The sequence below is a fragment of the Arthrobacter sp. Y3221087 genome (assembly GCF_059089905.1).
The window spans coordinates 245766-270707 of record NZ_JBNHFE010000004.1 but is presented as its reverse complement, the minus strand read 5'-3'; the positions used below and the strand labels follow the sequence as shown (position 1 = coordinate 270707).

General features: G+C 67.1%; 22 protein-coding genes and 3 tRNA genes. 18 read left to right on the top strand and 7 right to left on the bottom strand.

Annotated elements, in window-relative coordinates; all coding sequences use genetic code 11:
• The first annotated feature begins 54 nt into the window (after positions 1-54).
• Positions 55-1359, top strand: coding sequence for a cation:proton antiporter (locus AC5RUO_RS14820; RefSeq protein ID WP_494010930.1), 1305 nt, complete (start codon positions 55-57; stop codon positions 1357-1359).
• Positions 1360-1361: 2 nt separating this feature from the next.
• On the opposite strand, the gene AC5RUO_RS14815 is transcribed toward AC5RUO_RS14820, so the two are convergent.
• Positions 1362-2804, bottom strand: coding sequence for an NCS2 family permease (locus AC5RUO_RS14815; protein ID WP_494010929.1), 1443 nt, complete (start codon positions 2802-2804; stop codon positions 1362-1364).
• A gap of 110 nt (positions 2805-2914) precedes the next feature.
• Here AC5RUO_RS14815 and AC5RUO_RS14810 point away from each other — a divergent pair, with 110 nt between their 5' ends.
• Complete coding sequence (locus AC5RUO_RS14810) at positions 2915-3526, top strand: copper resistance CopC family protein (RefSeq protein ID WP_494103922.1); 612 nt, start codon at positions 2915-2917, stop codon at positions 3524-3526.
• 45 nt (positions 3527-3571) lie between these two features.
• Here the strand turns inward: AC5RUO_RS14810 and AC5RUO_RS14805 are convergent, their stop codons facing one another.
• Positions 3572-4192: an NAD(P)-binding protein gene (locus AC5RUO_RS14805; protein ID WP_494010993.1), complete on the bottom strand. Its 621-nt coding sequence runs from the start codon at positions 4190-4192 to the stop codon at positions 3572-3574.
• A gap of 427 nt (positions 4193-4619) precedes the next feature.
• Here AC5RUO_RS14805 and AC5RUO_RS14800 point away from each other — a divergent pair, with 427 nt between their 5' ends.
• The 5 genes from AC5RUO_RS14800 to AC5RUO_RS14780 all read left to right on the top strand — a co-directional run bounded on the left by AC5RUO_RS14800 (position 4620) and on the right by AC5RUO_RS14780 (position 11654).
• Positions 4620-5660 carry a universal stress protein gene (locus tag AC5RUO_RS14800; RefSeq protein WP_494010927.1) on the top strand — a complete coding sequence of 347 codons (1041 nt, stop codon included), beginning with the start codon at positions 4620-4622 and terminating at the stop codon, positions 5658-5660.
• A gap of 32 nt (positions 5661-5692) precedes the next feature.
• Positions 5693-8458, top strand: coding sequence for a PEP/pyruvate-binding domain-containing protein (locus tag AC5RUO_RS14795; RefSeq protein ID WP_494103921.1), 2766 nt, complete (start codon positions 5693-5695; stop codon positions 8456-8458).
• An 82-nt stretch (positions 8459-8540) separates the two neighbouring features.
• On the top strand, positions 8541-9803 hold the full coding sequence (locus AC5RUO_RS14790) for a LolA family protein (protein WP_494010925.1): 1263 nt from the start codon (positions 8541-8543) through the stop codon (positions 9801-9803).
• Positions 9800-10786, top strand: a complete 987-nt coding sequence (locus AC5RUO_RS14785) for an ABC transporter ATP-binding protein (protein ID WP_494103920.1) — start codon at positions 9800-9802, stop codon at positions 10784-10786. The genes AC5RUO_RS14790 and AC5RUO_RS14785 overlap by 4 nt, the downstream gene beginning before the upstream one ends.
• Before the next feature lie 70 nt (positions 10787-10856).
• The gene (locus AC5RUO_RS14780) at positions 10857-11654 is read left to right on the top strand and encodes an ABC transporter permease (RefSeq protein WP_494103946.1); all 798 of its coding nucleotides are present in this window, start codon (positions 10857-10859) and stop codon (positions 11652-11654) included.
• A 22-nt stretch (positions 11655-11676) separates the two neighbouring features.
• Here the strand turns inward: AC5RUO_RS14780 and AC5RUO_RS14775 are convergent, their stop codons facing one another.
• The 3 genes from AC5RUO_RS14775 to AC5RUO_RS14765 are packed head-to-tail and all read right to left on the bottom strand — an operon-like array spanning position 11677 to position 14038.
• Positions 11677-12597, bottom strand: coding sequence for a cation diffusion facilitator family transporter (locus tag AC5RUO_RS14775; RefSeq protein ID WP_494103919.1), 921 nt, complete (start codon positions 12595-12597; stop codon positions 11677-11679).
• 10 nt (positions 12598-12607) lie between these two features.
• Positions 12608-13036 (bottom strand): metallopeptidase family protein, encoded by a 429-nt coding sequence (locus AC5RUO_RS14770; RefSeq protein WP_494103918.1) that lies wholly within the window; start codon positions 13034-13036, stop codon positions 12608-12610.
• Positions 13037-13045: 9 nt separating this feature from the next.
• Positions 13046-14038 carry a DMT family transporter gene (locus tag AC5RUO_RS14765; protein WP_494103917.1) on the bottom strand — a complete coding sequence of 331 codons (993 nt, stop codon included), beginning with the start codon at positions 14036-14038 and terminating at the stop codon, positions 13046-13048.
• Positions 14039-14164: 126 nt separating this feature from the next.
• Here AC5RUO_RS14765 and AC5RUO_RS14760 point away from each other — a divergent pair, with 126 nt between their 5' ends.
• A complete protein-coding gene (locus AC5RUO_RS14760; RefSeq protein WP_494103916.1) occupies positions 14165-14848 on the top strand; it encodes a DsbA family protein in 684 nt (227 codons plus the stop codon).
• 42 nt (positions 14849-14890) lie between these two features.
• On the opposite strand, the gene AC5RUO_RS14755 is transcribed toward AC5RUO_RS14760, so the two are convergent.
• The gene (locus tag AC5RUO_RS14755; RefSeq protein WP_494103915.1) at positions 14891-15934 is read right to left on the bottom strand and encodes a PHP domain-containing protein; all 1044 of its coding nucleotides are present in this window, start codon (positions 15932-15934) and stop codon (positions 14891-14893) included.
• A gap of 164 nt (positions 15935-16098) precedes the next feature.
• Here AC5RUO_RS14755 and AC5RUO_RS14750 point away from each other — a divergent pair.
• The 10 genes from AC5RUO_RS14750 to AC5RUO_RS14705 all read left to right on the top strand — a co-directional run bounded on the left by AC5RUO_RS14750 (position 16099) and on the right by AC5RUO_RS14705 (position 23028).
• Positions 16099-16171: transfer RNA gene (locus AC5RUO_RS14750), tRNA-Glu, on the top strand.
• Positions 16172-16262: 91 nt separating this feature from the next.
• Positions 16263-16336, top strand: a tRNA-Asp gene (locus AC5RUO_RS14745).
• Positions 16337-16384: 48 nt separating this feature from the next.
• Positions 16385-16460, top strand: a tRNA-Phe gene (locus tag AC5RUO_RS14740).
• Positions 16461-16684: 224 nt separating this feature from the next.
• Positions 16685-18523: a BCCT family transporter gene (locus AC5RUO_RS14735; RefSeq protein WP_494103914.1), complete on the top strand. Its 1839-nt coding sequence runs from the start codon at positions 16685-16687 to the stop codon at positions 18521-18523.
• A gap of 462 nt (positions 18524-18985) precedes the next feature.
• Positions 18986-20581, top strand: a complete 1596-nt coding sequence (locus AC5RUO_RS14730; RefSeq protein ID WP_494010917.1) for a glycoside hydrolase family 68 protein — start codon at positions 18986-18988, stop codon at positions 20579-20581.
• A gap of 162 nt (positions 20582-20743) precedes the next feature.
• A complete protein-coding gene (locus tag AC5RUO_RS14725) occupies positions 20744-21202 on the top strand; it encodes an Asp23/Gls24 family envelope stress response protein (RefSeq protein WP_494103913.1) in 459 nt (152 codons plus the stop codon).
• Entirely contained in the window at positions 21199-21390 is a 192-nt protein-coding gene (locus tag AC5RUO_RS14720; RefSeq protein ID WP_494010915.1) for a hypothetical protein, read from the top strand. Before AC5RUO_RS14725 ends, AC5RUO_RS14720 begins: the two co-directional genes overlap by 4 nt.
• Positions 21387-21767, top strand: a complete 381-nt coding sequence (locus AC5RUO_RS14715; RefSeq protein WP_494010914.1) for a hypothetical protein — start codon at positions 21387-21389, stop codon at positions 21765-21767. Before AC5RUO_RS14720 ends, AC5RUO_RS14715 begins: the two co-directional genes overlap by 4 nt.
• On the top strand, positions 21764-22420 hold the full coding sequence (locus AC5RUO_RS14710) for a hypothetical protein (protein WP_494010913.1): 657 nt from the start codon (positions 21764-21766) through the stop codon (positions 22418-22420). Before AC5RUO_RS14715 ends, AC5RUO_RS14710 begins: the two co-directional genes overlap by 4 nt.
• Positions 22417-23028, top strand: a complete 612-nt coding sequence (locus AC5RUO_RS14705; protein ID WP_494010912.1) for a hypothetical protein — start codon at positions 22417-22419, stop codon at positions 23026-23028. Before AC5RUO_RS14710 ends, AC5RUO_RS14705 begins: the two co-directional genes overlap by 4 nt.
• Before the next feature lie 5 nt (positions 23029-23033).
• On the opposite strand, the gene AC5RUO_RS14700 is transcribed toward AC5RUO_RS14705, so the two are convergent.
• A complete protein-coding gene (locus AC5RUO_RS14700) occupies positions 23034-24824 on the bottom strand; it encodes a glycoside hydrolase family 13 protein (RefSeq protein WP_494103912.1) in 1791 nt (596 codons plus the stop codon).
• Between the last annotated feature and the right edge of the window lie 118 nt (positions 24825-24942).

Genomic DNA, 24942 nt, shown 5'->3' with positions numbered 1-24942 from the left:
CGCACTACGTTGCCTGCGCCGGACCGGCGCAACGAACAGGCCGGAGAACAGCACGTGTTTGAAGCCCCCAATATCCTGTTTGCCGCGGCAGGCCTGGCGGTGTTTACCGCCGCTGTGTTGCCCAAACTGCTGCGCAACATGCCGCTTTCGATGCCCATGGTCTTCCTCGGCGCGGGGATGGCGGCCTTTGCCTTGATTCCGACCCTGCCTGACCCTGACCCCCTGGCCTACGGCGACTTTGCCTTGCACCTTTCCGAGCTCTGCGTGATCATCTCGCTGATGGGTGCCGGACTGGCGCTGGACCGGCCACTGGGCCGCAGAAGCTGGTCCACCACCTGGCGGCTGCTGGGAGTCGCCATGCCGCTGTGCATCGTGCTCCTCACGGTGCTCGGGATGGGGTTCCTGGGGCTGGGCCTGGGTGCCGCCCTGCTGGTGGCCTCGAGCCTCGCCCCCACGGACCCTGTCCTCGCGTCGGAGGTCCAGGTGGGTGAACCGGCGGATAACGACGACGATGCCAACCAGGAGGACGAGGTGCGGTTCGGCCTCACCTCCGAAGCCGGCCTCAACGACGGCTTGGCGTTCCCCTTCGTGTACCTGGCCATTGCCATCAGCATCGCCGGTTCAGACCCGGCGGTATGGTTTCCGCAGTGGTTTGGCCTGGACGTGCTGTGGCGGCTGGCCATCGGCCTGCTCCTGGGCTTCCTCACCGGCAAGCTGCTGGCCCGGGTCTTCTTTTCGGCCCGGAAGGAAAGCCTGCGGCTCTCCAACCACTCAGAGGGGTTCGTCGCCCTGGCCGCGACCTTCCTGGCGTACGGGCTGGCCGAGATGGTGGAGGGCTACGGGTTCATCGCAGTGTTCGTCTGCGCCGTCACCATCAGGGCCGCGGAGCACACGCACGGCTACCACCGTGTGCTGCACTCCTACGTGGAGCAGTTGGAACGGCTCCTGACGGTGGTCATCCTGGTCCTGCTCGGTGGTGCCATCGCGCGGGGCCTCCTGGCCGGGATGGGGATGGCGGAGGTGCTGGTGGCGCTGGTGTTCCTGCTGCTGGTCCGCCCGCTGGCCGGCTGGCTGGGACTGATGGGCGGGAAGACCGGCCCGCGGGAACGGATCGCCCTGTCTTTCTTCGGCATCCGCGGCATCGGCTCCCTGTACTACCTCTCCTACGCACTGGGCAAGGGCGAGTTCTCTGACCAGGGGGAGTGGCTCTGGGGCTTCATCGGGCTGGTGGTGGCCATGTCGATCGTCATCCACGGCGCCACCACCTCGCCGCTGATGAACCGGCTGGACCGGCTGCGGGAAAAGAAGGCCCGCGCAGTCTTGGGGGACGAAGGCCTGGCCCCGAACACGCCCGTGTAGGGCTACATTCCCAGGGCTGCCTCGATGGGACCTACGGCGAAGAACAAAAGGAATGCTCCGGCCACGGCCCACATCAGTGGGTGGATGTTCTTCACCCGGCCCTGGACGGTGCGGATCAGCACGTAGGCGATGAAGCCGGCGCCCAGGCCGTTGGCGATGGAGTAGGTGAAGGGCATCAGGGTGAAGGTCAGGAAGGCGGGGATGGCGATGCCCCAGTCCTGCCAGTCGATCTTGCCCACCTGGGACACCATCATGAAGCCCACCACCACCAGCGCCGGTGCCACGGCCTCGAACGGGACCAGGTTGATCAGCGGGGTAAAGAACATGGCCACCAGGAACAGCAGGCCCGTGACAATCGATGCGATGCCTGTCCGGGCGCCCTCGCCGATGCCGGCGCCGGCCTCGACGTAGATCTGGTTGGAGGACACGGACGCGCCGCCGCCAACAATGGCACCCAGCGCATCCACCTGGAGGACGCGGTCCACGTCCGGAATGTTGCCGTGCTCGTCCACGGTGCCTGCTTCATTGGCCAGGCCCACCATGGTGCCCATCGCATCGAAGAAGATGCTGAGCAGGATGACGAAGGCCAGCAGCGTGGCCGCCACGAAGCCCAGGCGTTCGAACGCGCCGAAGGGGTTTGCCTTGCCGATCAGGGAAAGGTCCGGTGCGGCCCACTCCGAGAACGAGGGGGCCACCAGGGACCACCCCTCGGGGTTGTATTCCTTGCCCGGAACCACGCTGGGGCCGATGCGCAGCGTCTGTTCCAGGATGACGGAGATGACCGTGGAGGTGATGATGCCGATCAAGATGGCGCCTTTGACCTTGCGCACCACCAGCGCGATGGTCAGGACCAGGCCGAAGACGAACACCGCCGTCGGCCAGCCCAGGAGCTTGCCGTCAAAGCCCAGGCCCACCGGGACGGTTGTTCCGGCCACGTCCGGGATCCGCCGGACAAAGCCCGCGTTTACGAGCCCGATCAGGGCGATGAACAGGCCGATCCCCACCACGATGGCGGTCTTGAGCCCGTCCGGCACGGCCTTGAAGACGGCGGTCCGGAATCCCGTGAGGACCAGGATCAGCATGGTCACGCCGGACAGGACCACCAGGCCCATCATGTCCGGCCACGTCAGCCCTGGGTTGGTGGCCACGGTGACGGCAACGAAGGCGTTGACGCCCAGGCCGGTGGCAAGTGCGAAGGGATGCTTGGCCCAGGCACCCATCAGGATGGTCAGGATGCCCGCAATGAACGCCGTCACCGCTGCAACCGCCGGGAACCCAAGCGTGGTGCCACTGGAATCGGGGCCCGAGAGGATCAGCGGGTTCAGCACCACGATGTAACTCATGGCGAAGAAGGTGGCGAAGCCGCCGCGGATTTCGCGGGAGAGGTTGGAACCGCGCTCGGTGATCTTGAAATACCGGTCCAGGGCAGAGCCTTGCTTAAGCATTAGTCCTCCGGGGGAGTATGTGGGGATAACTGCATCCTATGGCGGCGGCGGCGGAAGGCCCGGCAAATTCCCCTAGTCTGTAAGGAAGCCAACACAAGGAGCAGTCCCGCATGCGCCCCATCCGCCGTCCGCTGAGCTTCCTGCTCGGTTTCCTCGTCTTTGCCGCCGCAGTGCTGGGCCTGGCCGGTCCGGCCGCGGCCCACGACGCCGCAGAGTCCAGCAGCCCGGCGCAGGGCGCGTCGGTTCCCGCCCCGCCGGAACAGGTGTCGGTGACCTTCAGCAACAACCCGCTGGGTATTGGCGCGTCCTTCTCGGTGAAAGACGCCTCGGGCACGGAATGGGCAGACGGGCAGGTCCAGATCGTTGACAACGTGGCATCCCAGAAGCTCCGGCCGGGCGGGCCCGCGGGCGCGTACACCGTTTCGTGGCGGGTGGTCAGTTCGGATTCACATCCCATCGAGGGTACCTTCGGCTTCACCGCGGCCGGTGCTGCAGCGGGGACGGCTGAGGCCACGGGCCCGACGGCGGCCGCCACCGTTCCGGGAATGGGCACCGCTGAGCCGGGGGCCACGGCCGTGCCGTCCGTGCCGGCGGACTCCGGCGAGCCCTTCCAGTGGAGCATCGTGGTCTTCGCTCTTGTGGCGGTGGGCCTGCTGGTTGCGCTGGCTGTCATCGCAAGGCGCCGGCTGTCCGCCGGCGAGGAGCAGGCCGACGTCGGATAGCGGCCGTTCCGCAGGAGCATTCGGCCGGCCGCGCCGGCGCGAACGCTAGCAGGGCAGCATTGCGAGGCTGCCGGTTGGCGGGGATGCCAGGGGAGCCGGATGGACTTTGGCCGAAATGGCCAGGCCAACGGTCTTGGCCTGGCGCAGGACTTCCTTGGGGGAGGGCGTAATCAGCTCACCGACGCCCACCAGGTAGATACCGATAGCCCGCATGGCCGCAGCCAGGTTCCGCCCCACGGCGATGCCGAACTCGTTGATCATCCGCCGGAGCTGGCCCTGCGCACAGCGGGTCAGGACGATGTGGTCCGCCAGGAGGACACCTGTGGCCGTGTGGACCTCCCACTGCGGGGCGGCCTCGGCGGGAGTGCCGTCCACCATTGTCAGCTGCATCGCACGGGTGCTGTTCCGGACGTCCACCTTGTGGCTGGCGGCATAGTTCCGTAGGTGCCGCAGGATCTCGTTCCGCTCACGGAGGGTGGCGGGGTCCGCCGCATCGCAGCGCTGCAGCGAGGCCGTCGCTGGCTGGGCGGCGCCCAGGCCGTCGAGGCCGTCCACCACGATGGAGTCCACCCCGCGCCGGCGCAGCTCGGCCGCCACGGCAAGGCCGGAAAGCCCCGTGCCAATGATCACGGTGGTGGTCTGTTCGGTCCCGGCACTCCCAGGCATGCTTGACACTACAGTTCCCTCCTTCGAAGTTTCGGCTGGTGCCGGCATCCTCGCCGGCGCGCGTTCCGTGCCCCCCAAAGTCCGGCCGCAGCACATTGGAGGGCAGCCCTGGCAGGCGGTGCCTGCGGGCTTCCCGGACCAACAATGTCCTGAAGACTACAGAACATTTCCGGCCAGGGATAGCCCAAAACGCAAACATTCTTCTGCGGGTGAACGCGCTTTCCGAGAGGGTGTGGAAAGGCTGTGGATAACATGTGGATTTCGGCGCTGGTCAGGCTTGCGAAGGCATCGCGGACGGAGAATAGTGAGAAGCGGAGGCGGGTTGTTCCGCCGGCGCCTGCGGCTGCCTGCCGGGTGCGGGAAACGCTCCCCGCTTCTGGCAGAATAGCCGCAGCATCAGGCGGCAGTAGCGCAAGGAGGCGGCCCCATGGGCGCACACGAGTTGCATCCGGATCCGGCCCGGGACGGCGGAGGCACTTCCGCCACGCCCGAGGGAATCGTGGTTGGCGTTGACGGCTCGGACCACGGCCAGTGCGCCCTGGTGTGGGCGGCCCGTGAAGCCCAGCGCCGCCGTCGTCCCCTGCACATCGTTACCGCATACTCAGTGCCCATCTTCGCTGCGTCCGGCTTGGACGGCGGCTATGCCACAGTGGACGACTCCGTGATCCGTGAGGGTGCCGAGGCTGTTGTCCGGCAGGCCCTGCAGAAGGTTTCCCAGTACGACATCGAGGTGACCTCGTCCGTGGAAAACGGTGACGCCTCTGGGGTGCTGCTGGAGATGTCCGAAACCGCCGAACTCCTGGTGTTCGGCACCCGCGGCCGTGGCGGCTTCGTGGGCCGGCTCCTGGGGTCGGTAAGCAGCGCCCTGCCCGCCCACGCCAAGTGCCCCACGGTGACCGTGCCGCTCATCTGCTCCGACCGGCTCGGCGAAACCACCGAAGACCGGCGCATCAGGGCCGAACAGGCAAAAGCCGGGCATCAACGCGTGGAAAACGTGGTGGTGGTGGGCGTGGACGGGTCCGAACAGGCCCGGGTTGCCGTACTGGAAGCAGCAGACCAGGCTGAGCGGCTGGGGGCCACCCTGCGCGTAGTCTGTGCCGTTCCCCAGTACAGCGGTTCGCTGGCCTGGGTTCCGGCACCGATGGACCGCAAGGCCCTTTTCGCCGACATCCAGGTGACCCTGGACGCCGGTATGGCCTGGCTCCGCAGCCACTATCCGGCCCTTCCCGCCGAATCGCAGTTGCGGGACGGATCACCGGTGGACGTGCTGGTGGAGGAAAGCCGCCACGTGGAGCTGGTGGTGGTGGGAACCCGCGGCCGCGGCGGCTTCACCGGGATGCTGCTGGGTTCCACGTCCGACGGCGTGCTGCACCACGCCAAAGGCCCCGTCATGGTGGTCCCGGACCGGGAAGACCCCCGGCTGGCGGACCGTGCCAGGTTCGGACCCATCCTCGGCGACGCCGCCTGATCCCGTAGCCCCGCCACCAGGGACACGCGGACATGCGGCCGCACGCGGAGCCCGAGGGAAGCCTTGCAGCGGACAGTCCCGGAATGGTCCGGGACCTGTCCTCCGTGAACGCCGGCATGCTGGACCTGGCAGGTGGCAAAGCTGCCAACCTGGGCGAACTGATATCCGCGGGCCTGCCCGTGCCGGACGGCTTTTGCCTCACCACGGAGGCGTACCGCCGGGCCACCGGCACGACTTCCTCCCTGCTTCCCGGCATCGCCAACGTCCAGGCCGCCCTGAAGGCGGCGCCTGGTGCCGGCCCCTTGGATCCTTCGGAGCTGGCCGATCTTGCTGCGGCTGCCCGCAGCGCCATCCTGGCCGCACCGATCCCCAATGACGTAGCTGCCGCCGTCGAACAGGCCTATCGTGGACTGGGCCACGACGCGCCGGTGGCGGTGCGGTCATCTGCCACCGCGGAAGACCTGCCGTTCGCAAGTTTCGCCGGGCAGCAGGACACGTACCTCAATGTGGTGGGCGTCGGGCCAGTGCTGGAAGCGGTGCGGAAGTGCTGGGCGTCGCTGTGGACGGACCGTGCCACCGCATACCGCGCCAGCCTGGGCATCGATCCCGCCGGCGTCGCCCTTGCCGTGGTGGTCCAGCGGATGGTGGAGGCAGAGACCGCCGGGGTCATGTTCACCGCCAACCCGCTGACGGGCCGCCGGGGCCACACCCTCATCGATGCCAGCCCCGGCCTGGGCGAAGCAGTAGTGTCCGGGGCGGTAAACCCGGACCACTACGTGGTTGATGCCCTGACAGGCAGGGTCCTGGAACGGAAACCGGGGGACAAGAAGGTGGCGGTCCGGGCAGTCCCGGGAGGCGGGACCCGGACCATTGAGGCGGCCGGCGCCGCGGCGGGCGAGTGCCTTGCCGACAGCCAGGCCGCCGCGCTGGCACTGCTGGGCCGGCAGGCAGAGCAATACTTCGGGGCGCCGCAGGACATCGAATGGGCCATCGACGGCTCCGGAATCCTGTGGCTGACCCAGTCCAGGCCCATCACCACCCTCTATCCGATCCCGCAGCGGTCCGACGCGCACGGCAGCGGTAACGGCGCCAGGGTCTACCTCTGCTTCAGCCTTGCGCAGGGCCTGACCCGGCCCATCACACCCATGGGACGGGCGGCATTCCGGCTCATCGCCTCCTCGGTGGCGCAGGCGGCAGGGTTCCACGTTCCCGATGCGCGCCGGGGGCCGTCCCCCTACGCGGAAGCCGGGCAGCGGCTGTACTTCGACCTCACCACCCCGCTGCGGAGCACCGTGGGCCGGCGGATCCTTCCCCGCGTGTTCGACGTCATGGAGGCCCGCTCGGCCGGCCTGCTGAGGCAGCTCTTCGACGATCCGGCATTCTCCGTAACGCGTCGGACGCCGCTGGCACTGCTCCGCCATGTTGTTCCCGCCGCGGTCCGGGCCAGGGCCCCCGAGTCGGTCCTGCGGGGGATGTTCAGGCCCGCTGCTGCACTCCGTCGCCTGGACCGCTTCACCCGCGAGTTCGAGGCGGCGCTGGAGGCACCGGGCGCCGGACCTGCCGGACCCGCCGGGCGCCTCGAGCACGCCGAAATGCTTCTGCGGACCCGCCTGTTCGCCATCGTTCCCGCCATCCTGCCGCTTCCCGCCCTGGGATTCGCCATGCTGGCCGTGGCGGGGAGGGTGCTGGGCGGCACCCGGTGGGACGAACTCCAGCCGGTGCTTCGCGGCCTGCCCAACAACGTGACCACCGAGATGGACTTGGAGCTGTGGCGGCTCGCCGTCGCCATCAGGGATGACGCCGAGTCATATGCCGCCCTCACAACCCAGGACCCGTCACGCCTGGCCAAGGACTTCCAGACCGGACGTGTCCCCGCCCGGCTTGAGGCCGGCGTCACCAGGTTCCTCGACCGGTACGGCCACCGCGCAGTGGCGGAGATCGACGTCGGGATGCCGCGCTGGTCTGATGACCCCGCCCACATCATCAGTGTCCTGGCCAACTACCTCCGGCTGGAGGACCCGGACCTGGCCCCTGACGTGCAGTTCAGCAGGGCGGCCGAGGATGCAAACGCGCAGGTTGCAAGGCTCGTCGCCCGTGCAGGGGCACGCAGCCGCCTGCACGCTACTGTGGTCCGGGCTGCCCTGCGGAGGGCGCGGCTCTTTGCCGGGCTGCGGGAGCTGCCGAAGTACCAGCTGGTCCTGGGCCTCGCGGAGGTCCGCAGGCAGCTGCGGCACGTGGGCAGGGAACTCGCCGAAGCCGGAATCCTTGAACAGCCCGACGACATTTTCTTCCTCGACTTCCACGAAGCGCATCAAGCGCTGCCGGAACATGCAGGCGGCGGAGCCCTGGACCTGCGGGAGCTGGTGGCGGAGCGGCGGGCCGCTTATGAGTGGGAACTCGGGCGGCGGCGCATCCCCCGGGTGCTGCTCTCGGACGGCACGGAGCTCGAGGCGCTGCAGCCGGCGGCTGGTGCAGCTTCGGACGGCGAGCTGGCCGGGAGCCCCGCCTCCGCGGGAACCGTGACAGCAGCTGCCCGCGTCATCCTGGATCCCGTGGGCGCACACCTTGAGCCCGGCGAAATCCTGGTGGCCCCGTCCACGGACCCCGGCTGGACCCCGCTGTTCCTCACGGCGGGCGGACTGGTGATGGAAATGGGCGGCCCCAACTCCCATGGCGCGGTGGTGGCCCGGGAGTATGGCATTCCGGCCGTCGTTGGTGTTCCCGATGCCACGGGCAGGATCACCACCGGGCAGAGGGTTACGGTCGACGGCGGCTCGGGAACCGTGACGCCCGCGTGACCGGTACCCGTGGTACCAAACGCCTTCCAGGAAGGGGCTTCCGGCCCGTGTCTACGCGCCTGCGCAGGCGTAATCTTGAGCTATGGGCTCAGACACAGCGGGCTCCGAGACCACCGGCTCCGGCAGCTGGCTCCAACGGCGGAATCCGCCGGGTGCCAGGCGTGCCTGGCTGCGCTGGTTGCCTGCCATGACAGTACCTGCAGTGATCGCCGCCGGGGTGCTCGCGGGAACCATCCCGGCCCGGGCTGGCGACCCCCTGCCCGAAAAGTCGCCGGCGGAAGTGCTGGCCTTGCTGGCTCAGCACAAGGTCTCCACCTTCTCCGCCACCGTTGAGCAATCGTCAGACTTGGGATTGCCGGAACTGCCCGCTGCCGGGCCCGCATCCGGGCCCGCCTCTGCAGGCGGCGCAGCCTCCCTGTTCGAGCTGCTCTCCGGCGAGCACACCGCACGGGTATACATGGACGGCACAGCCAAGGTCCGGGTGCAGGTGGTGGACCGGCTGGCCGAACGGGACATAGTCCGCCGGGACAATGACCTCTGGTTCTATTCCTCCAAGGACAACTCCACGGCGCATCTGACCCTTCCCGCCGTCGCCAGCGACCTGCCGCTACACCTGCCGCCAACCGGCGGACCGCAGGACCCGAACTTGCCTCCGGCCGAACCGGCCAACCCGGACGGCGTGCACACGCACACGCCCCAGGACCTTGCCGGACATCTCCTGGCCAAGGTGGAGCCAAGCACGGCAGTGTCAGTGGGTGAGGACGTGGACGTGGCAGGGCGCACCGCCTACAACCTGGTGCTTGAGCCGCGCACGGATGCCACGCTTGTGGGCAAGGTGGCCATTGCCGTTGATGGGGAAACCGGGCTGCCCCTGTCCGTCCAGGTGACCGCCCGGGGTGCCTCCACGCCGTCGTTCCGTGCCGGCTTCACCAGCCTGTCCCTGGATGTGCCGGACGATTCCCTCTTCACCTTCGTTCCCCCGCCCGGCAGCACCGTCAAGGAACTGCAGTTCCGTGACCCGGCCCGGTGGCCGCTCAGCTTCCGCGCCCCCGGCATGGTCATCACTCCCGAACATCTGGCGGCCCTCCGGCAGCATCCGGGCCGTCCCTCCGTCACGGGGAAGGGCTGGGAGACGGTTGTTGGCATCCCGGCCGCCGCGGCGGGCGGGACCCTTGCGGACTCCCTGCTGCGGGATCCTCTGCTGTCCCAGGCCGCTGTCGCCGTCCCGGGCGGACGGCTGCTGTCCACCACGCTCCTGAACGTGCTCGTCACCGATGACGGCCGCATCTTCGCCGGCATGGTGCCGGCGGACAGGCTGCAGGCCGCTGCCTCGGCGGCTCCGTGATCCCGCCGGGCGCAAGCGGCCCCGGGACATACAACCTTGCCATTGAGACGCAGGGCCTGACCAAGAACTTTGGCCGGCAGGTTGCCGTGGACGCCGTGGACCTCGCCGTGCCGCCAGGTTCCGTGTTCGGGTTCCTTGGTCCCAACGGATCCGGCAAAACCACTACTATCCGCATGCTGCTGGGACTTGCCGCGGCGTCAGCAGGAACGGTGAGCCTGCTGGGAATGGAGATGCCGGGCAGGTTCCGGGACGCGCTGCCATGGGTGGGGGCGCTGGTGGAGGGGCCCGCCTTCTACCCGTTTCTGTCCGGTGCAGCGAACCTTGCCCGCCTGGATGCCGCCGGCCGCAGCACCGTGCCCGCCACCCGGAAGGACCGGGTGGACCGTGCCCTTGAACGGGTGGGGCTCTCGCATGCCGCCGGCAAGAAGGTGCACGCCTACTCGCTGGGAATGAAGCAGCGGCTGGGCATCGCCAACGCCCTGCTTACCCGCCGGGAGCTGCTGGTGCTGGACGAGCCCACCAATGGACTGGACCCGCAGGGTACGCGCGAGGTGCGCAGCCTGGTCCGTTCGCTGGCCCATGACGGGGCCACGGTCTTTGTCTCCAGCCACCTGCTCCCCGAGGTGGAGCAGATGTGCACGCACGCCGCCGTCATGAGCGCCGGCCGTCTCGTGGCGCAGGGACCGCTCGCCGAACTGCGCCGGGCCGGCAGCGCACGGATCCGGCTGCTGACACCCGACGCCTGGCCGGCCAGGTCCGTGCTGGCCGGTTTGGGCCTGGCCGCGGAGGCCGGTGGAGCCCAGCCCGACGGCGAGGTCCTCCTCGCCAGCCTGTCCGCCGCAGCCGACGGCCCACTTCCCGAGGATATTGTGGGGCACCTGGTGGCGGGCGGCGTGCGGGTGCGGGGGTTCGCCGTCGAACGCGAAAGCCTGGAAGACCGCTTTGTTGCCTTGACCGGAGAGGGGTTCGACGTTGCCCAGTAACGTGCCGGCGGAAGTCCCCGGAACAGCCGCGCCAGCGGCCCGGGAGGCGCGGGAGTCCGCATTCTCCCTGATGCTCTCGGAGCTGCGGGTCCTGTTCGGCCGCCGCCGAACGTGGGCGCTGCTGTTGGCGCTGGCAGCCATTCCCGTGCTGATCGCCATCGCGGTGCGGGTCTCGTCCGCCGTTCCGCCCGGCCGTGGCCCGGCCTTCCTGGACCGCATCAGCCAGAACGGCCTGTTTGTTGCCTTCACTGCCATGCTGGTCTCGGTGCCGCTGTTCCTGCCGCTCACGGTGGGGGTGGTGGCCGGGGACACCATCGCCGGCGAGGCAAACCTGGGCACCCTCCGGTACCTGCTGGTCGCGCCCGCCGGCCGGGTCCGGCTGCTGCTGGTCAAATACGCAGGGGCGCTCGCGTTCTGCATTGTCGCGCCGCTTGCTGTCGGCCTTGCCGGTGCCGCAATCGGTGCCACCCTGTTTCCGGTGGGGCCCGTGACACTGCTGTCGGGCGACGTCATCCAGGCGCCCGAAGCCGCCGTCCGCATCCTCCTGATTGCCGCCTACCTGGCCGTCTCGCTGGCGGGGCTTTCCGCCGTCGGGCTCTTCCTGTCCACCCTCACGGTGGTTCCGGTGGGCGCAATGGCGGCCACCGTGGTGGTTTCGGTGGTGTCCCAGGTCCTGGACCAGCTGCCGCAGCTGGAATGGCTGCACCCGTGGCTGTTCAGCCATTACTGGTTCGGGTTCGGCGACATGCTGCGCCAGCCCCTGCTGTGGGACTCGTTCACCAGCAACGCCCTGCTGCAGGGCGGCTACATCGCGGTGTTCGGGGCGCTGGCCTACGGGCGGTTCGTCACCAGGGACATCCTGAGCTGACCCCGGGACAGTGCCCGTGCGCCTATGCGTGCTGGTGCGCCTCATGCTCCGAGTGGCTGGCCGGTTCCAGCTGGAAGGTGCAGTGGTCCGTGTCGAAGTGGGAGCCCAGGCAGGTGATGAGCTTGTCCAGCAGCTGGTCTGCGCCACGCGCATTCAGCACCCCGTCCTCCACCACCACGTGGGCTGAGAACACCGGCACGCCGGAGGTGATGGTCCAGATATGGATGTCATGCACGTCGGTGACGCCTGCCACGGACAGGATATGCTCACGGATCATCTGCACTTGCACGCCCTTGGGGCTGGCTTCCAGCAGGACATCCACCACGTCGCGCAGCAGGGTCCAGGCGCGCGGGAGGATCAGCACGGCGATCACCACCGAGGCGATGGTGTCCGCGGCGTTGAAGCCGGTCAGCATGATCACCACGGCGGCCGCAATAACGGCGAAGGAGCCCAGGAGGTCGCCGAGGACCTCCAGGTAGGCGCCGCGGACGTTGAGGCTTTCATGGTGGGCGCCGTGCAGGATCAACAGGGAGGCGACATTCGCCACCGCGCCAAGGATGGCGGCGAAGAGCATGATGTCTGTGGCCACTTCCGGCGCGGAGCCGATCCGGCGTATGGCCTCGCTGAAGATCACCACGGAGATCACGATCAGGATGAGGGCGTTGGCCAGGGCTGCCAGCACTTCTGCCCGCTGGTATCCGTACGTGCGCTGGTCGCTGGCGGGCCTTCCGGCGATCCAGGCTGCGAGGAGGGCAATCGTCACCCCGGCTGCGTCGGAGAGCATGTGCCCGGCGTCAGCCAGCAGGGAGAGCGACCCGGACAGGATGGCACCCACCACCTGGACCAGGACAACGGCAAGCGTAATCACCAGCACGGCCACGAGCCGCTTCCGGTGCTGGCCGGTAGCGGTGATGCCGTGGGTGTGGCTGTGGTGGTGTCCCATGCCTACAAGGCTAGCCCCAGCCCAGCTCGTGCAGCCGGTCATCGGAAATGCCGAAGTGGTGCGCGATCTCATGAACCACGGTTACCGCCACCTCATGGATCACGTCCTCCCGCGACGAGCAGATTTCCAGGATGGGTTCCCGGAAGATGGTGATCCGGTCCGGCAGGGACCCGGCATCCCACCAGGAGTCGCGTTCGGTCAGCGGGACACCCTCGTAGATTCCCAGCAGCACGGTGTCAGGATCTTCCCCCGGTCCAGGCACGAAATCGTCTTCGATGAAGATGGCCACGTTGTCCATGGCACGGGCAAGCTTCTCCGGGATGCTGTCCAGGGCATCGGACACTGCGGCCTCGAATTCATCCGCGGACATCCGGAAGCCCAGCGGCTCATGCGGACCGTCGGGAATGATTGGAAGGCCGGGCGGAAGGCTGGGAGGCATACTCCGACTTTAGCGCCGAACAGGCCCCGTGGACTCCGTCCCTGAACGGCTCCGGCGGCGGGTCAGCCCTACGCCCAGCAGGCAGATGACGCCGCCCGCCAGACCCCAGGCCGTGGGGATCTCGCCGAGCAGGAGCCAGGAAATGAGCACGGTGGCTCCGGGAACCAGGTAGGTGGTGGCCGCCAGCTTGCCGGCGTCCACGAGCGAGAGGGCGTAGGCCCACGTTGTGAAGGCGATGGCAGTGGGGAAGATGCCCAGGTACACCAGTCCGGCCGTGGCTCCGGGCGGCGCGGCCTGCACCTCGGACGCCAGTTGCCCGGCAAAAGGCAGGCAGCACACCGCCCCCACCAGGATTCCGAACCAGGTGGCCTGCGCCGCGGGGATTTTCCGCAGCACCGGCTTCTGGATGATCACGCTGACCGCCGCCAGCACGGCGGCAAGGAGGCACAGCGCAACCCCCGCCAGGTCCGCCGTCGCGCTTTCCCCTGTGCCGGTCGCGGGTCCGGCTGCCCGGCCGGACCCCAGCGCGATCAGCGCCACCCCCGCAAAAGCCACCGTGCTGCCGATCAGCAGCCACCGCGGAAAGCCCTCCTTGAGGAAGAGGCCGGCCATGATGGCCACCAGAATAGGGCTGACGTTGATGAGCAGGGCGCTGGTGCCTGCATCAAGGACATGCTCGGCGGCGTTGAGCGCCACGTTATAGCCGCCGAACCACATGACCCCGTAGGCCAGGATGGGCCACCACTCGTGTCCCCGCGGCAGCTTCCGGCTCTTCAGCAGTTGCGGCAGCACCAGGAAGGACAGTATGACGGCGGCAACCGCCAGCCTGCCAAGCGTCAGGGATCCGGGGGAGAAGTGCGGCCCGATGGCCCGGATGCCCACGAAGGCCGAGGCCCAGAACACCACCGTGACCGCCATCGCTGCCACGCCCAGGGCCTTGGCCGGGGAGGCTGCCGGAAGGGACTCGGAATTGTGTTTGCGGGCGGGGACGGTTGAGGGCATGGAGCCAATGTATCGGGACCGGACAGCCCGGGGCTGGCGGAAATCGGCCATGTCTAGGCAACTTCCTGCCAATCTTGCAGAGCCCTTGAGCGGGCGCGGCCGCCGCCCTCGGCTAGGATGCGGATTATGGTCTCAAACCCTGCTCCGCCCCGCGATAACGCACGCCTCGTCAGGACAATCATTTGGATCGTGCTGGCCGTCATCGTGATTGGCGGGGCCGTCTGGTTCGCACTCTCGGTAGCTGGGAAGCAGCAACAGGCGGCGCCCCCTGTGGCGGGCGCGGAACAACTGGTCCGGGCGGACAGCCACCGGCTCACCACCCCGGCGGTTGAGAAGGCCCAGCTGGTGGAGTTCCTCGACTTCGAGTGCCCGTCCTGCGGTTCCATCCATCCCGTGGTGGAGGAGCTGAAGGCGGAGTTCGGGGACCGGATCACGTTCGTGCACCGGCACTTCCCGCTGTCGATGCACCCGAATTCGGGCCAGGCCGCCCTCGCTGCCGAGGCCGCCGGGCAGCAGGGCCAGTACCAGCAGATGGCCAACAGGCTTTTCGAGACCCAGCCCCAGTGGGCCGGCAGGCAGCAGTCCCAGGCACCGCTGTTCCGCACCTACGCGGAGGCGCTGGGGCTGGACCTGGCCCTGTATGACGCCGCCGTCGCCGACCAGCAAACGGAGGAGCGGATCCTGGCGGATATCGCCGACGGAAAGGCACTGGGAGTCAGCGGCACCCCAACCTTCTTCCTGAACGGCGAAAAGCTGGTTCTCTCCACCAAAGCGGACTTCCGGCAGAAACTCGCTGACGCCGTCGAATAGCGGCGCACTGGATTGTTGCGCTGCCGCTCCAGGGGCCCGCGGCTACTTCGCCGCGGCCCACTCCAGCAGCCGTTCCACCGGCCAGGTGGTGATGATGCGGTCCTGCGGGACGTCGTTCCGCGCAGCGCGCTCGGCGCCGTACTGAAGGAAATCGAGCTGGCCGGGAGCATGCGCGTCGCTGTCGATTGAGAACAGGCAACCGGCCTCCAAGGCGAGCTGGATCAGCGGATCAGGCGGATCCTGCCGCTCTGGCCGGGAGTTGATTTCCACTGCCACATTGTTCTCGGCGCAGGCGGCAAACACTTCCTCGGCATCGAACTCCGAGGGCGGGCGGGTACCCCGCGAGCCCTCCACCAGCCGGCCGGTGCAGTGGCCAAGCACGTTCGTATGCCGGGCCTGGATGCCGCCGAGCATCCGCCGGGTCATGGTTTTCCGGTCTGCGCGCAGCTTTGAGTGGACGCTGGAAACCACGATGTCCAGGCGGTCCAGCAGCTCCGGGTCCTGGTCCAGCTCGCCGGATTCCAGGATGTCCACCTCGATCCCCGTCAGCAGCCGCACCTTGCCCTCCGGCTGCCCGTTGGGCGTGGATTGCCCGTCGGCGTTGATCGCCGCCACCACATCGAGTTGCCTGATGAGCCGCTCCGCTGACAACCCGTTGGCAATGGTGAGGTTGGGCGAATGGTCGGTCAGCGCCAGGTACTCCCGCCCGAGCACCCCGGCGGCCGCCACCATCAGCTCAATGGGGGAGCCGCCGTCGGACCAGTCGCTGTGGCTGTGCAGGTCCCCGCGGAGGGCGCTGCGAAGTTCGCCGCCGCCGGAGGCCAGCGGCTGGGCGCCCTTTTCCCGCAGGTCGGCCAAATAGTCGGGGACACCGCCCGCCACCGCCTGCTGTATGACCTGGTAGGTCCGGTCGCCGATGCCCTTCATGGATTTCAGCCGGCCGGTCCTGGTCCGCTCGGCCACTTCTGCAGCCGGCAGCGGGCTGATGGCCGCGGCTGCTTTCCGGAAGGCCTGGACCTTGAAGGTGGCAGCGCGTCCGCGCTCCAGCCAGAAGGCAATTTCATTGAGCGCTGCAACGGCATCCATCAGTCCATCTTCACCTGTTCGCCCTGTTCAGGCACGGGGTTTTTGGCCGATTTTGGATTATCAGGAACTAGGCCCTATAGTTTTAGAGTCCAGTTCGGAGAACGCAAAGGACAAAGACGGAAAGCCTCGCTTTACGCCTTTTATTTTGCTCCGAACGGGTTCTGGCCCCCATCGTCTAGCGGCCTAGGACACCGCCCTTTCACGGCGGCGGCACGGGTTCGAATCCCGTTGGGGGTACGCAAGGAACTGGTCAAGCAGACTAAAAAAGTCTGGTAGGCTGGAAGCCTTGAAAAAAGCGGTAGAGATACTGCAAAAGCAAGAAAAGCAAGGCCCTGTAGCGCAGTTGGTTAGCGCGCCGCCCTGTCACGGCGGAGGTCGCGGGTTCAAGTCCCGTCAGGGTCGCTCTGATTGTTGGAAGCAATTCCGGCTCTCATGGTGACTAGTCACCTAGGCTCTGTAGCTCAGTTGGTAGAGCGTTCGACTGAAAATCGAAAGGTCACCGGATCGACGCCGGTCGGAGCCACCACTGGGAAGCATCAGTTCTTCGGAACTGGTGCTTTTCTTATTTTCCGGGCCTACAGTTGTAAGGCCCGCACCAGGCACGTCTCGATCCCGGCATCAATACCCCGGGGCCAGCGCTTCTCCGGCCCTGAGCCTCTTTTGATGCCGTAATGCACCGCCGCGGACACGCGGCGCCAGCACAGAGAACACTAGTCTGAGCGCCATACAGCGCATAAGGAGAAACAGGGAATGTCCGCCTCACCTGGCACCAGGACCATCAGCCAAACACCGCCGGCCGTGAAGGAGGAGGCGGGGCATCAACCCCGTGCCGGCGGCTCGAAACTGGCGCGGTGGGTCTTCTGGCCGGCAGCCGCCGTCATCGTCATATTTGTCCTGTTTGCCACGATCTTTCCGGCGGCCGCCACCGACCTCTTCGCATCCGTCCAGGGCAACGTCATCAGATGGTTTGGCTGGTACTACGTGGCAGCCGTTGCGCTTTTCGTTGTGTTTTCCCTGTGGATCGGCCTCAGCCGCTACGGCGATATCAAGCTGGGCCACGATGACGACGAGCCAGAGTTCTCCGTGATGTCCTGGTTTGCGCTGCTCTTCGCGGCGGGCATGGGCATTGGCCTTGTCTTCTTCGGTGTAGCGGAGCCCCTGAATCATTTTGCCGCTCCCAGGCCCGGTGTTGAAGGCTCCCCACTGGAGCTCGCCCAGCAGGCCATGACGCAAACCTACCTTCACTGGGGCCTTCATGCCTGGGCCATCTACGTTGTGGTGGGCGTATCCATCGCCTACGCAGTACACCGCAGGAACCGCCCCATCTCCATCCGGTGGACGCTTGAGACGCTCCTGGGCCGCAGGCGCGTTGCCGGCGCGTGGGGCAACCTGATCGACATCGTGGCCCTGGTGGGGACGCTGTTCGGCGTCGCCACGTCGCTCGGCCTGGGCGTCCTGCAGATCTCGGCAGGCCTTGAAGAGGCAAACATCCTCCAGGCCACGACCATGACGCAGATCGGGTTGATCCTCTGCATCATTACCCTGACCATCATTTCGGTCGTGTCGGGCGTGGGCAGGGGCATGAAATGGCTCTCCAACACCAACCTGGTCCTGGCTGGGCTGCTGATGCTGGTTGTGCTGTTTACCGGCCCCACACTTTTCCTGATGCGTGAGTTCGTGCAGTCAATCGGGCACTACTTCCAGAACGTCGTGGGCCTAACTTTCAATACTTTGGCTTTCTCCGGTGCAGAGGGTGAGGCTTGGCAGGCCGCCTGGACCACCTTTTACTGGGGCTGGTGGATTTCGTGGGCGCCGTTCGTGGGTATCTTCATCGCCCGCATTTCCAAAGGCCGCACCGTCCGGCAGTTCGTCGCAGGCGTCCTCCTGGTACCCACCGCCCTGGGCTTCCTGTGGTTCTCCGTCCTTGGCGGTGCCGCCATCCACCGGGAGCTGTTCGGTGCCGGAGGCCTTATCGGCGACGACGGCAGCGTGGACACCGAGGGTGCGCTGTTCAACCTGCTGGGAAGCCTTCCCGGCGGGGTTGTCCTCACCTTAGGCGCAATTCTCCTGATCGCCATTTTCTTCATTACATCGGCGGATTCCGGCGCCCTTGTCATGGGCATGATCTCAACCGGTGGAGACGTGGAACCGAAGAACTGGCTGCGCGTCTTCTGGGCGCTGTCGGCCGCTGCCGTTGCCATTACCCTGCTCCTGGCCAATGGCCTGCAGGCGATCCAAACCGCGGCCATCCTCACCGCCGTGCCCTTCAGCGTGGTGATCATCCTGATGAGCATCTCCACGGCCAAGGCCTTCCACCGGGAACATCAGACCCTGATGCGCGCGCAACGCAAGTTGGCCCGGGACCAGATGACCGCCCACGTCACCGAGCAGGTCCAGGATTCCATGCACGATTCCGTACAGGAGCATTACCAGGAGCACGTTGCTGAACAGATTCAGGAATCCGTGCAGGAGCATTACCAGGAGCACCTGGCGGACCAGGTCAGCGAGGCCGTCCAGGCGCAGTTGACCGAGCGTTTGGCTACCGGCGAGGTTCCGCAAGTAAAGGCACCGGGAACTCCCAAGACATAGCCCCGGCCCCCTGGCCTGGCCGGTTCCGCGACCGTGTCCGGCCAGGCTCCCCTTGTCCGGGTTCGCACGAGTCGGAGTGTGGCTGCGCTCACGAATACTAGGCCAGTGCAGGACCAGCTCGAAATAAATTGGCGGTCATAAGTAACATTTGACGGCTTACCAGCGATATGTCACGCGCGCGCAGTGGAAAGTGTAAGCGCTTGCACAACTGGGCGGAATCCGGTTTTCGACGCCGCGAAACACGGTTTGAAATGCCGTGAAAGGCCTGCCTAGCGTGGAGACCGGCCCGGATATCCCCGGTATCACCACGGGCCGCATCTGGGACACCACCCACGTCCCGCCCCTCGACACGACGGCGTCCTCGATGACGCCTGCCAAGTTGTCGGGGCTCGCCGGAGTGCGGGGGACCAGGGCATCCGCCCGTCTTCCACGAACAGTTTCAACTCCGCGAGAAGAGCAAAAATGCACAAGCACCCCCAAGCACCCCGGATGCTGCGGTGGCGGTCCGCCGCCGCAGCACTGGCAACAGCCGTGGCTGCCTCGACCTTCCTTGCCGTCCCGTCGGCGCAGGCCAACGAGCCTGCCGATCCGCCGGCCGCCGAGCAGATGCCGGCACCCACCCCGGGGTTCCCTCTCCCCACGGAACACACCCAGCAGGCCCACGATCCGGCGTCGGACTTCACCTCCAAGTGGACCCGCGCGGACGCCAAGCAGATCATGGCGCAGAGCGATTCCACCGTGGCTCCGGGTGAGAACTCCATGAGCCCCGATGTCACCATGCCGGAGATCCCCGAGGATTTCCCCACCATGAATGACGACGTCTGGGTCTGGGACACCTGGTCCCTCACGGACGAGCACTCGAACCAGATCAGCTACAAGGGCTGGGACGTCATCTTCTCCCTCGTGGCCGATCGCCACGCCGGGTACGGCTTCGACCAGCGCCACTGGAACGCCCGGATCGGCTATTTCTTCCGCAAGACCAACGCCGACCCGGCCAAGGACAAGTGGAACTACGGCGGCCACGTCTTCGCTGACGGCGCCTCGATCGGCAATACCGAGTGGTCCGGCTCCACCCGCCTGATGCAGGGCAACCACGTCAACGTGTTCTATACGGCAACAACGTTCTACGACGTGGCTGAGCGGAACGCGGGCCGCGGCGGGATTGCCCCGGACGCGGCAATCGCCAAGGCCCTGGGCAAGATCCACGCAGACGAGAACGGCGTCACTTTCGACGGGTTCCAGCACACCAAGCTGCTTGAACCGGACGGCAAGATGTACCAGACCAAGGAACAGAACCCCGGCTTCGCCTTCCGCGATCCGTACACCTTCGCGGACCCGGCACACCCCGGCAAGACCTTCATGGTCTTCGAAGGCAACACCGGCGGCACCCGTGGGGAATACCGCTGCAAGCAGGAAGACCTCGGCTACCAGCCAGGAGACCCCAACGCCGAAAACCTGAATGAAGTCAACAGCACCGGCGCCTACTACCAGACCGCCAACGTGGGCCTGGCCGTGGCGGACAACAAGGACTTGACCAAGTGGTCCTTCCTGCCGCCAATCCTGTCCGCAAACTGCGTCAATGACCAGACTGAGCGCCCCCAGATCTTCATCCAGAACGAAAACGGCAAGAACAAGTACTACCTGTTCACCATCAGCCACCAGTTCACCTACGCGGCAGGCATGCGCGGCCCTGACGGCGTCTACGGCTTCGTGGGCGACGGTGTCCGTTCCGACTACCAGCCGATGAACAACAGCGGCCTGGCCCTGGGTTCACCGACTGACCTGAACCTCCCGTCCGAGTCCCCGGAGGCGCCCACCCCCAACCAGAACGGCCGCCAGTTCCAGGCTTACTCGCACTACGTGCAGCCCGGTGGCCTGGTGCAGTCGTTCATCGACAACGTCAACGGCGTCCGCGGCGGATCCCTGTCGCCGACGGTGAAGATCAACTTCAAGAACGGTATCTCCCAGGTTGACCGCAGCTTCGGCCAGAACGGCCTTGGCCCCTTCGGTTACCTGCCCACCAACGTCAAGGTGGGCGGCCAGGGCCACTACAAGTAGGCCGCGGCACAAACCCAAACGCCGCTGCTTCAGCGGCACCGCCCAGGGCGGGGATGCTCTTGGGGGCATCCCCGCCTGGGTCCTTTAACTACTGTCCCCCAGTTAACAGCGCAGCACCGCAGGCTAGGGATAGGGTTGGATCAACAGAAGGGGGAGTGCCTGATGGAATACCAGAACCCACAACCCGAGCCGGGCATCCGCAGCGGCGCCGCGCCGGTTCCTGTCCCGGCGCCCGGGCTGGGACGGACCGTGATTTCGGAAACCGCCGTGGCCAAGGTGGCAGGGATCGCCGCCCGCGCTGTTCCCGGCGTCTACTCCCTGGGCACGGTCCCGTCCCGCGCCCTGGGGGCCATCCGGGACGCCGTAGGCAGCTCCGACCATGCGGCCGGGGTCCGTGCCGAGGTGGGAGAAACCCAGGTAGCAGTGGATATCAGCCTCGTGGCGAGTTACGGCACGCCGCTGCATGCCCTCGCCAACCAGGTGCGCGCCGCCGTCTACCGGGCGGTGGAGGAACTGGTGGGGCTCCAGGTCATCGAGGTGAACGTCGAGGTCACCGATGTCTACGTACCGCCTCCCGTTAAGCCGGCCACCGTAACCACTGAAAGGGAGGCACTGCTGTGAGCCTGACACTGGCCGGTGCCGCCATGGGCGCCTTCGTGGCCTTCATGTCCCTCCAGTTCGGGCTATGGGGGTTCCTGGTATCCCTGCTGTTCATGGCCATCGGGGCACTCCTGGGCCGCGCCGCCGAGGGGAAGCTGGACCTCCGCGGCGTCCTCGATGCCATCATCGGCCGGCGCTCATCATCATGAGCACGCCCGCCCCGGCGATGCGGGCACAGGTGCTCAGTGGCCACAACCGCATCAGCACGCAGGCGCTGACGAGCCTTGCCAAGGCGGCGGCTGCAGCGGCGTTTGACGTTGACGCCCAGGACGTCCGGGCAGACTGGACGGACGACGACGGCCAGTTGGCTTTGTCCCTTGTCACGCCCATCAGCATCCCGCCTCTAAAGACAGTCGTCCTGGATCCGGCGCGGGTGGAGAGGTTCGGCGGTTCCATCTGGGACCGGACGGTCCAGGCCAAGTCCCGCATCCTGGAGACCGTTACGGAGCTCAGCGGTGCCAGGTTGAGCAGGGTGGACATCCGCATCAGCGGCGCAAAGATCAGTGAAGGAGGCCGGGTCCGGTGAGCAGCAGGGTGGACGCCGCGGCCGGGCGGTCCCGGGGTGAGGAGGGCCGCCGCGACGAGGGGCGGGGCCTGGACATGCGCCGCGTGGCCTACCGCGAAACGCACTCCACGCGCGCCGCGGTGGCCATCGTCGCTGCCGTGCTGGTCATTGTGCTGGCGGCCTACGGACTCCTGGAAGCAGCGGTGCACGCTATCGGCCAGCCTGCCTGGCTTATCGAGCCGCAAGTGGCTGCGCAACGCATCGTGGAGCTTCCCGCCGGGATTTCGCCGCTGCTGCTCGGCGCCGTCGGCGCGGTCCTTGCGATGGCCGGCCTTATCTTCCTGCTTAACGGGATACTCCCGGGGCGGCGGGCGCGGCACCTCCTCTCAGCTGCCGGACAGGCTTCCGGAGGCCCCGTCGTCGTGGTTGACGATGAAGTGATCGCCTCATCGCTTGCCCGCCGTGCCCGGCTGGCGGCAAACGTGGCGCCGGAGCAGGTGATGGTGGTTGTTTCGCAGCGCCAGGTCATGGTGAATGTCAGGCCCACGTCCGGCGTGCCGGTGGACGATGGGACAGTCCTCGCCGCCGTCCAGGACGAGCTGGACCAGATGGGGCTGGAGCCGTCGCCCGAAGTCCGGGTCCATGTAACGCCGACGGGAGTGATTGGGGCATGAACAGCACGCCAAGCCTCCTCAACCGGATCCTCCTCACTGTCCTGGGGCTGGTGCTCCTTGCCGTCGGCGTCCTGCTGATGCTGCTGGCAACCGTCCCGCCCGTGGCCGCCTGGTGGCAGTCCTGGTCCCCGGGGATCTGGGCCGGGATCAACCAGGTCTTCAACGCCACCAGGTTCCCGGGGCGCACCGAAAGCTGGCTCTGGATTGTGGTGGCCCTGGTCCTGCTGCTGATGATCGGGCTGATGGTGGCCTGGATCGCCCAGCAGGGCAAGGGCCGGTCCAACCTGTTGGCCGCCGAATACGATCCGGGCGATGTTCCCGGTGACGTCCGCATCGGCGGGGGAGTGGTGGAACAGGCCCTCAAGCATGCGCTGGCAGGGCGTCCGGACCTTGCCGGTTCCACGGTAGCAACCTATGACGTCAAGGGCTCACCCGCGTTGAAAGTCCGGCTGCTGCCGCGCCAGGGCGTCGCGCCGCACCTGCTGGCAGCCGAGGTCACCGGCCTGCTCGCGGCGCTCGAAACGGTTGTCGGCAAGGAAACACCGGTCCTCGTCCATATCGGGGCGGGGGCACGGACGCGCTTCGGCCGTGCCGAGCGCGTCCGCTGATCACCCTACTCCCGCTCCAGGTAGACAGCGCAGTCGACCGGAACCTCCCGCACAGCAGCCAGCTCTTCGGCGGGAACAGGTCCGCTGGCCAGCGCCACCCGGTATCCCGCCGGCATGGGAGCGGATGCGAATCCCATGTTTGCGAGGACCAGGACATCCCCGTTGCGGAACGCCAGCAGCCCGGCGTCCGGAGCGTGGATATCATCCCACTCCAGGGTGCCCAGGCCCAGCCTGCGCCCGGAGCGGAAGGCAAGGGCAGCCTTGTAGAACTCCAGGGTTGAGCCCTCCTCTCCCTCCTGCTGGTCAGCCGCGAGGGGGCCGAAACTGTCCGGCTGCGGAAGCCATGGCCGTGCCTGGCTGTGCGCGGACGAGAAGCCGTAACCGGGCAGGTCGGCGGCCCAGGGCAGCGGCACCCGGCAGCCGTCCCGGCCAATTTCAGCACCGTTCGTCCGGAAGAATGTGGGGTCCTGCCTGGCGCCGGCCGGAAGCGTAGTGTGTTCCGGCAGCCCCAGTTCCTCGCCCTGGTACAGGTAGGCGGAACCGGGCAGCGCCAGGGAAACCAGCGTTGCGGCCCGGGCGCGGGCCAGTCCCAGGGCGGAGTCTGGCTGCTCATCATCCGCGGCCAGGCCCTTGGGAAAAGTAGTGGGGTCGGAAAGCCCGAACCGGGTAGGGTGCCGGACGGTGTCATGATTGCTCAGCACCCAGGTGCACGGTGCCCCCACTGAGGCGGCGGCCGCCAGGGACGCCTCGATGGCGGCCGCCATGCGCTCGGCATCCCAGCCCGCCAGAAGGAAATCGAAATTGAAAGCCTGCTGCATCTCATCCGGCCGCACGTAGCGGGCCAGCCGTTCCGCCGGTTCCACCCATGCTTCGGCCACCATCATCCGGTCGCTGCCGTACTCCGCCAGCACCCGGTGCCAGTCACGGTAGATGTCGTGCACGCCCTCCTGGTCGAAGAAGGGCGACGGCGGGTAGACCGGGGAGACGGCACGGTGCGGTTCCTCGACGTCGGTATGTGCCCCCGGTGCATCACCAGGCGGCAGCGTCAGGCTGTGCGTTCCTTCCACCATGGCCGCCGCGCCGTCCCAGTCGGGAAGGCCCTTTTCCTTGACCATGCCGTGCGCAACGTCCACCCTGAAACCGTCCACGCCGCGGTCCAGCCAGAACCGGAGGACGGAACGCATCTCCTCGTGGACCTCGGGGTTCTCCCAGTTGAGGTCGGGCTGCCTGGTGTCGAACAGGTGGAGATACCATTCGCCGGGCGAACCGTCCGGCCCGGCCACGCGGCTCCACGCCGGCCCGCCGAAGATCGACTTCCAGTTGTTGGGTGCGCGGTTGCCGTCCCTGGATCCCGGCACGCTGTCCTTGCCGGGGCGGAAGATATAGCGGTCCCGCTCGGGGGAGCCGGGCGCCGCCTTGAGGGCCTCCTGGAACCATGCGTGCTCATCGGAGGTGTGGTTGGGAACCAGGTCCACGATGACCTTCAGGCCCCGGCTGTGAGCATCCTGCAACATTGCATCGAAGTCGTCGAGGGACCCGAACAACGGGTCCACCTGCCGGTAGTCCGCCACGTCGTACCCGCCGTCGGCCTGCGGCGACTTATAGAAGGGGGACAGCCAGACGGCGTCCACTCCCAGCTTCTCAAGATACGGCAGGTGTTCCATCACACCGCGCAGGTCACCCATGCCGTCCCCGTTTCCATCTGCGAAGGAACGCGGGTAGATCTGGTAGACGACGGCATCTGCCCACCATTCCGGCCGGGTGTGACCGAAGGCGGGAACGGCCAGGTTGGACATTTGGTTCCCCTCAGATAACTTTTTGATGTAAACGCTTGCATTGCACGCAGCAACCTTACTAGTGTGACAGTCACCACATCAACCTCACCTAGCAAGCGCACTGCCGACTTACTTGTCA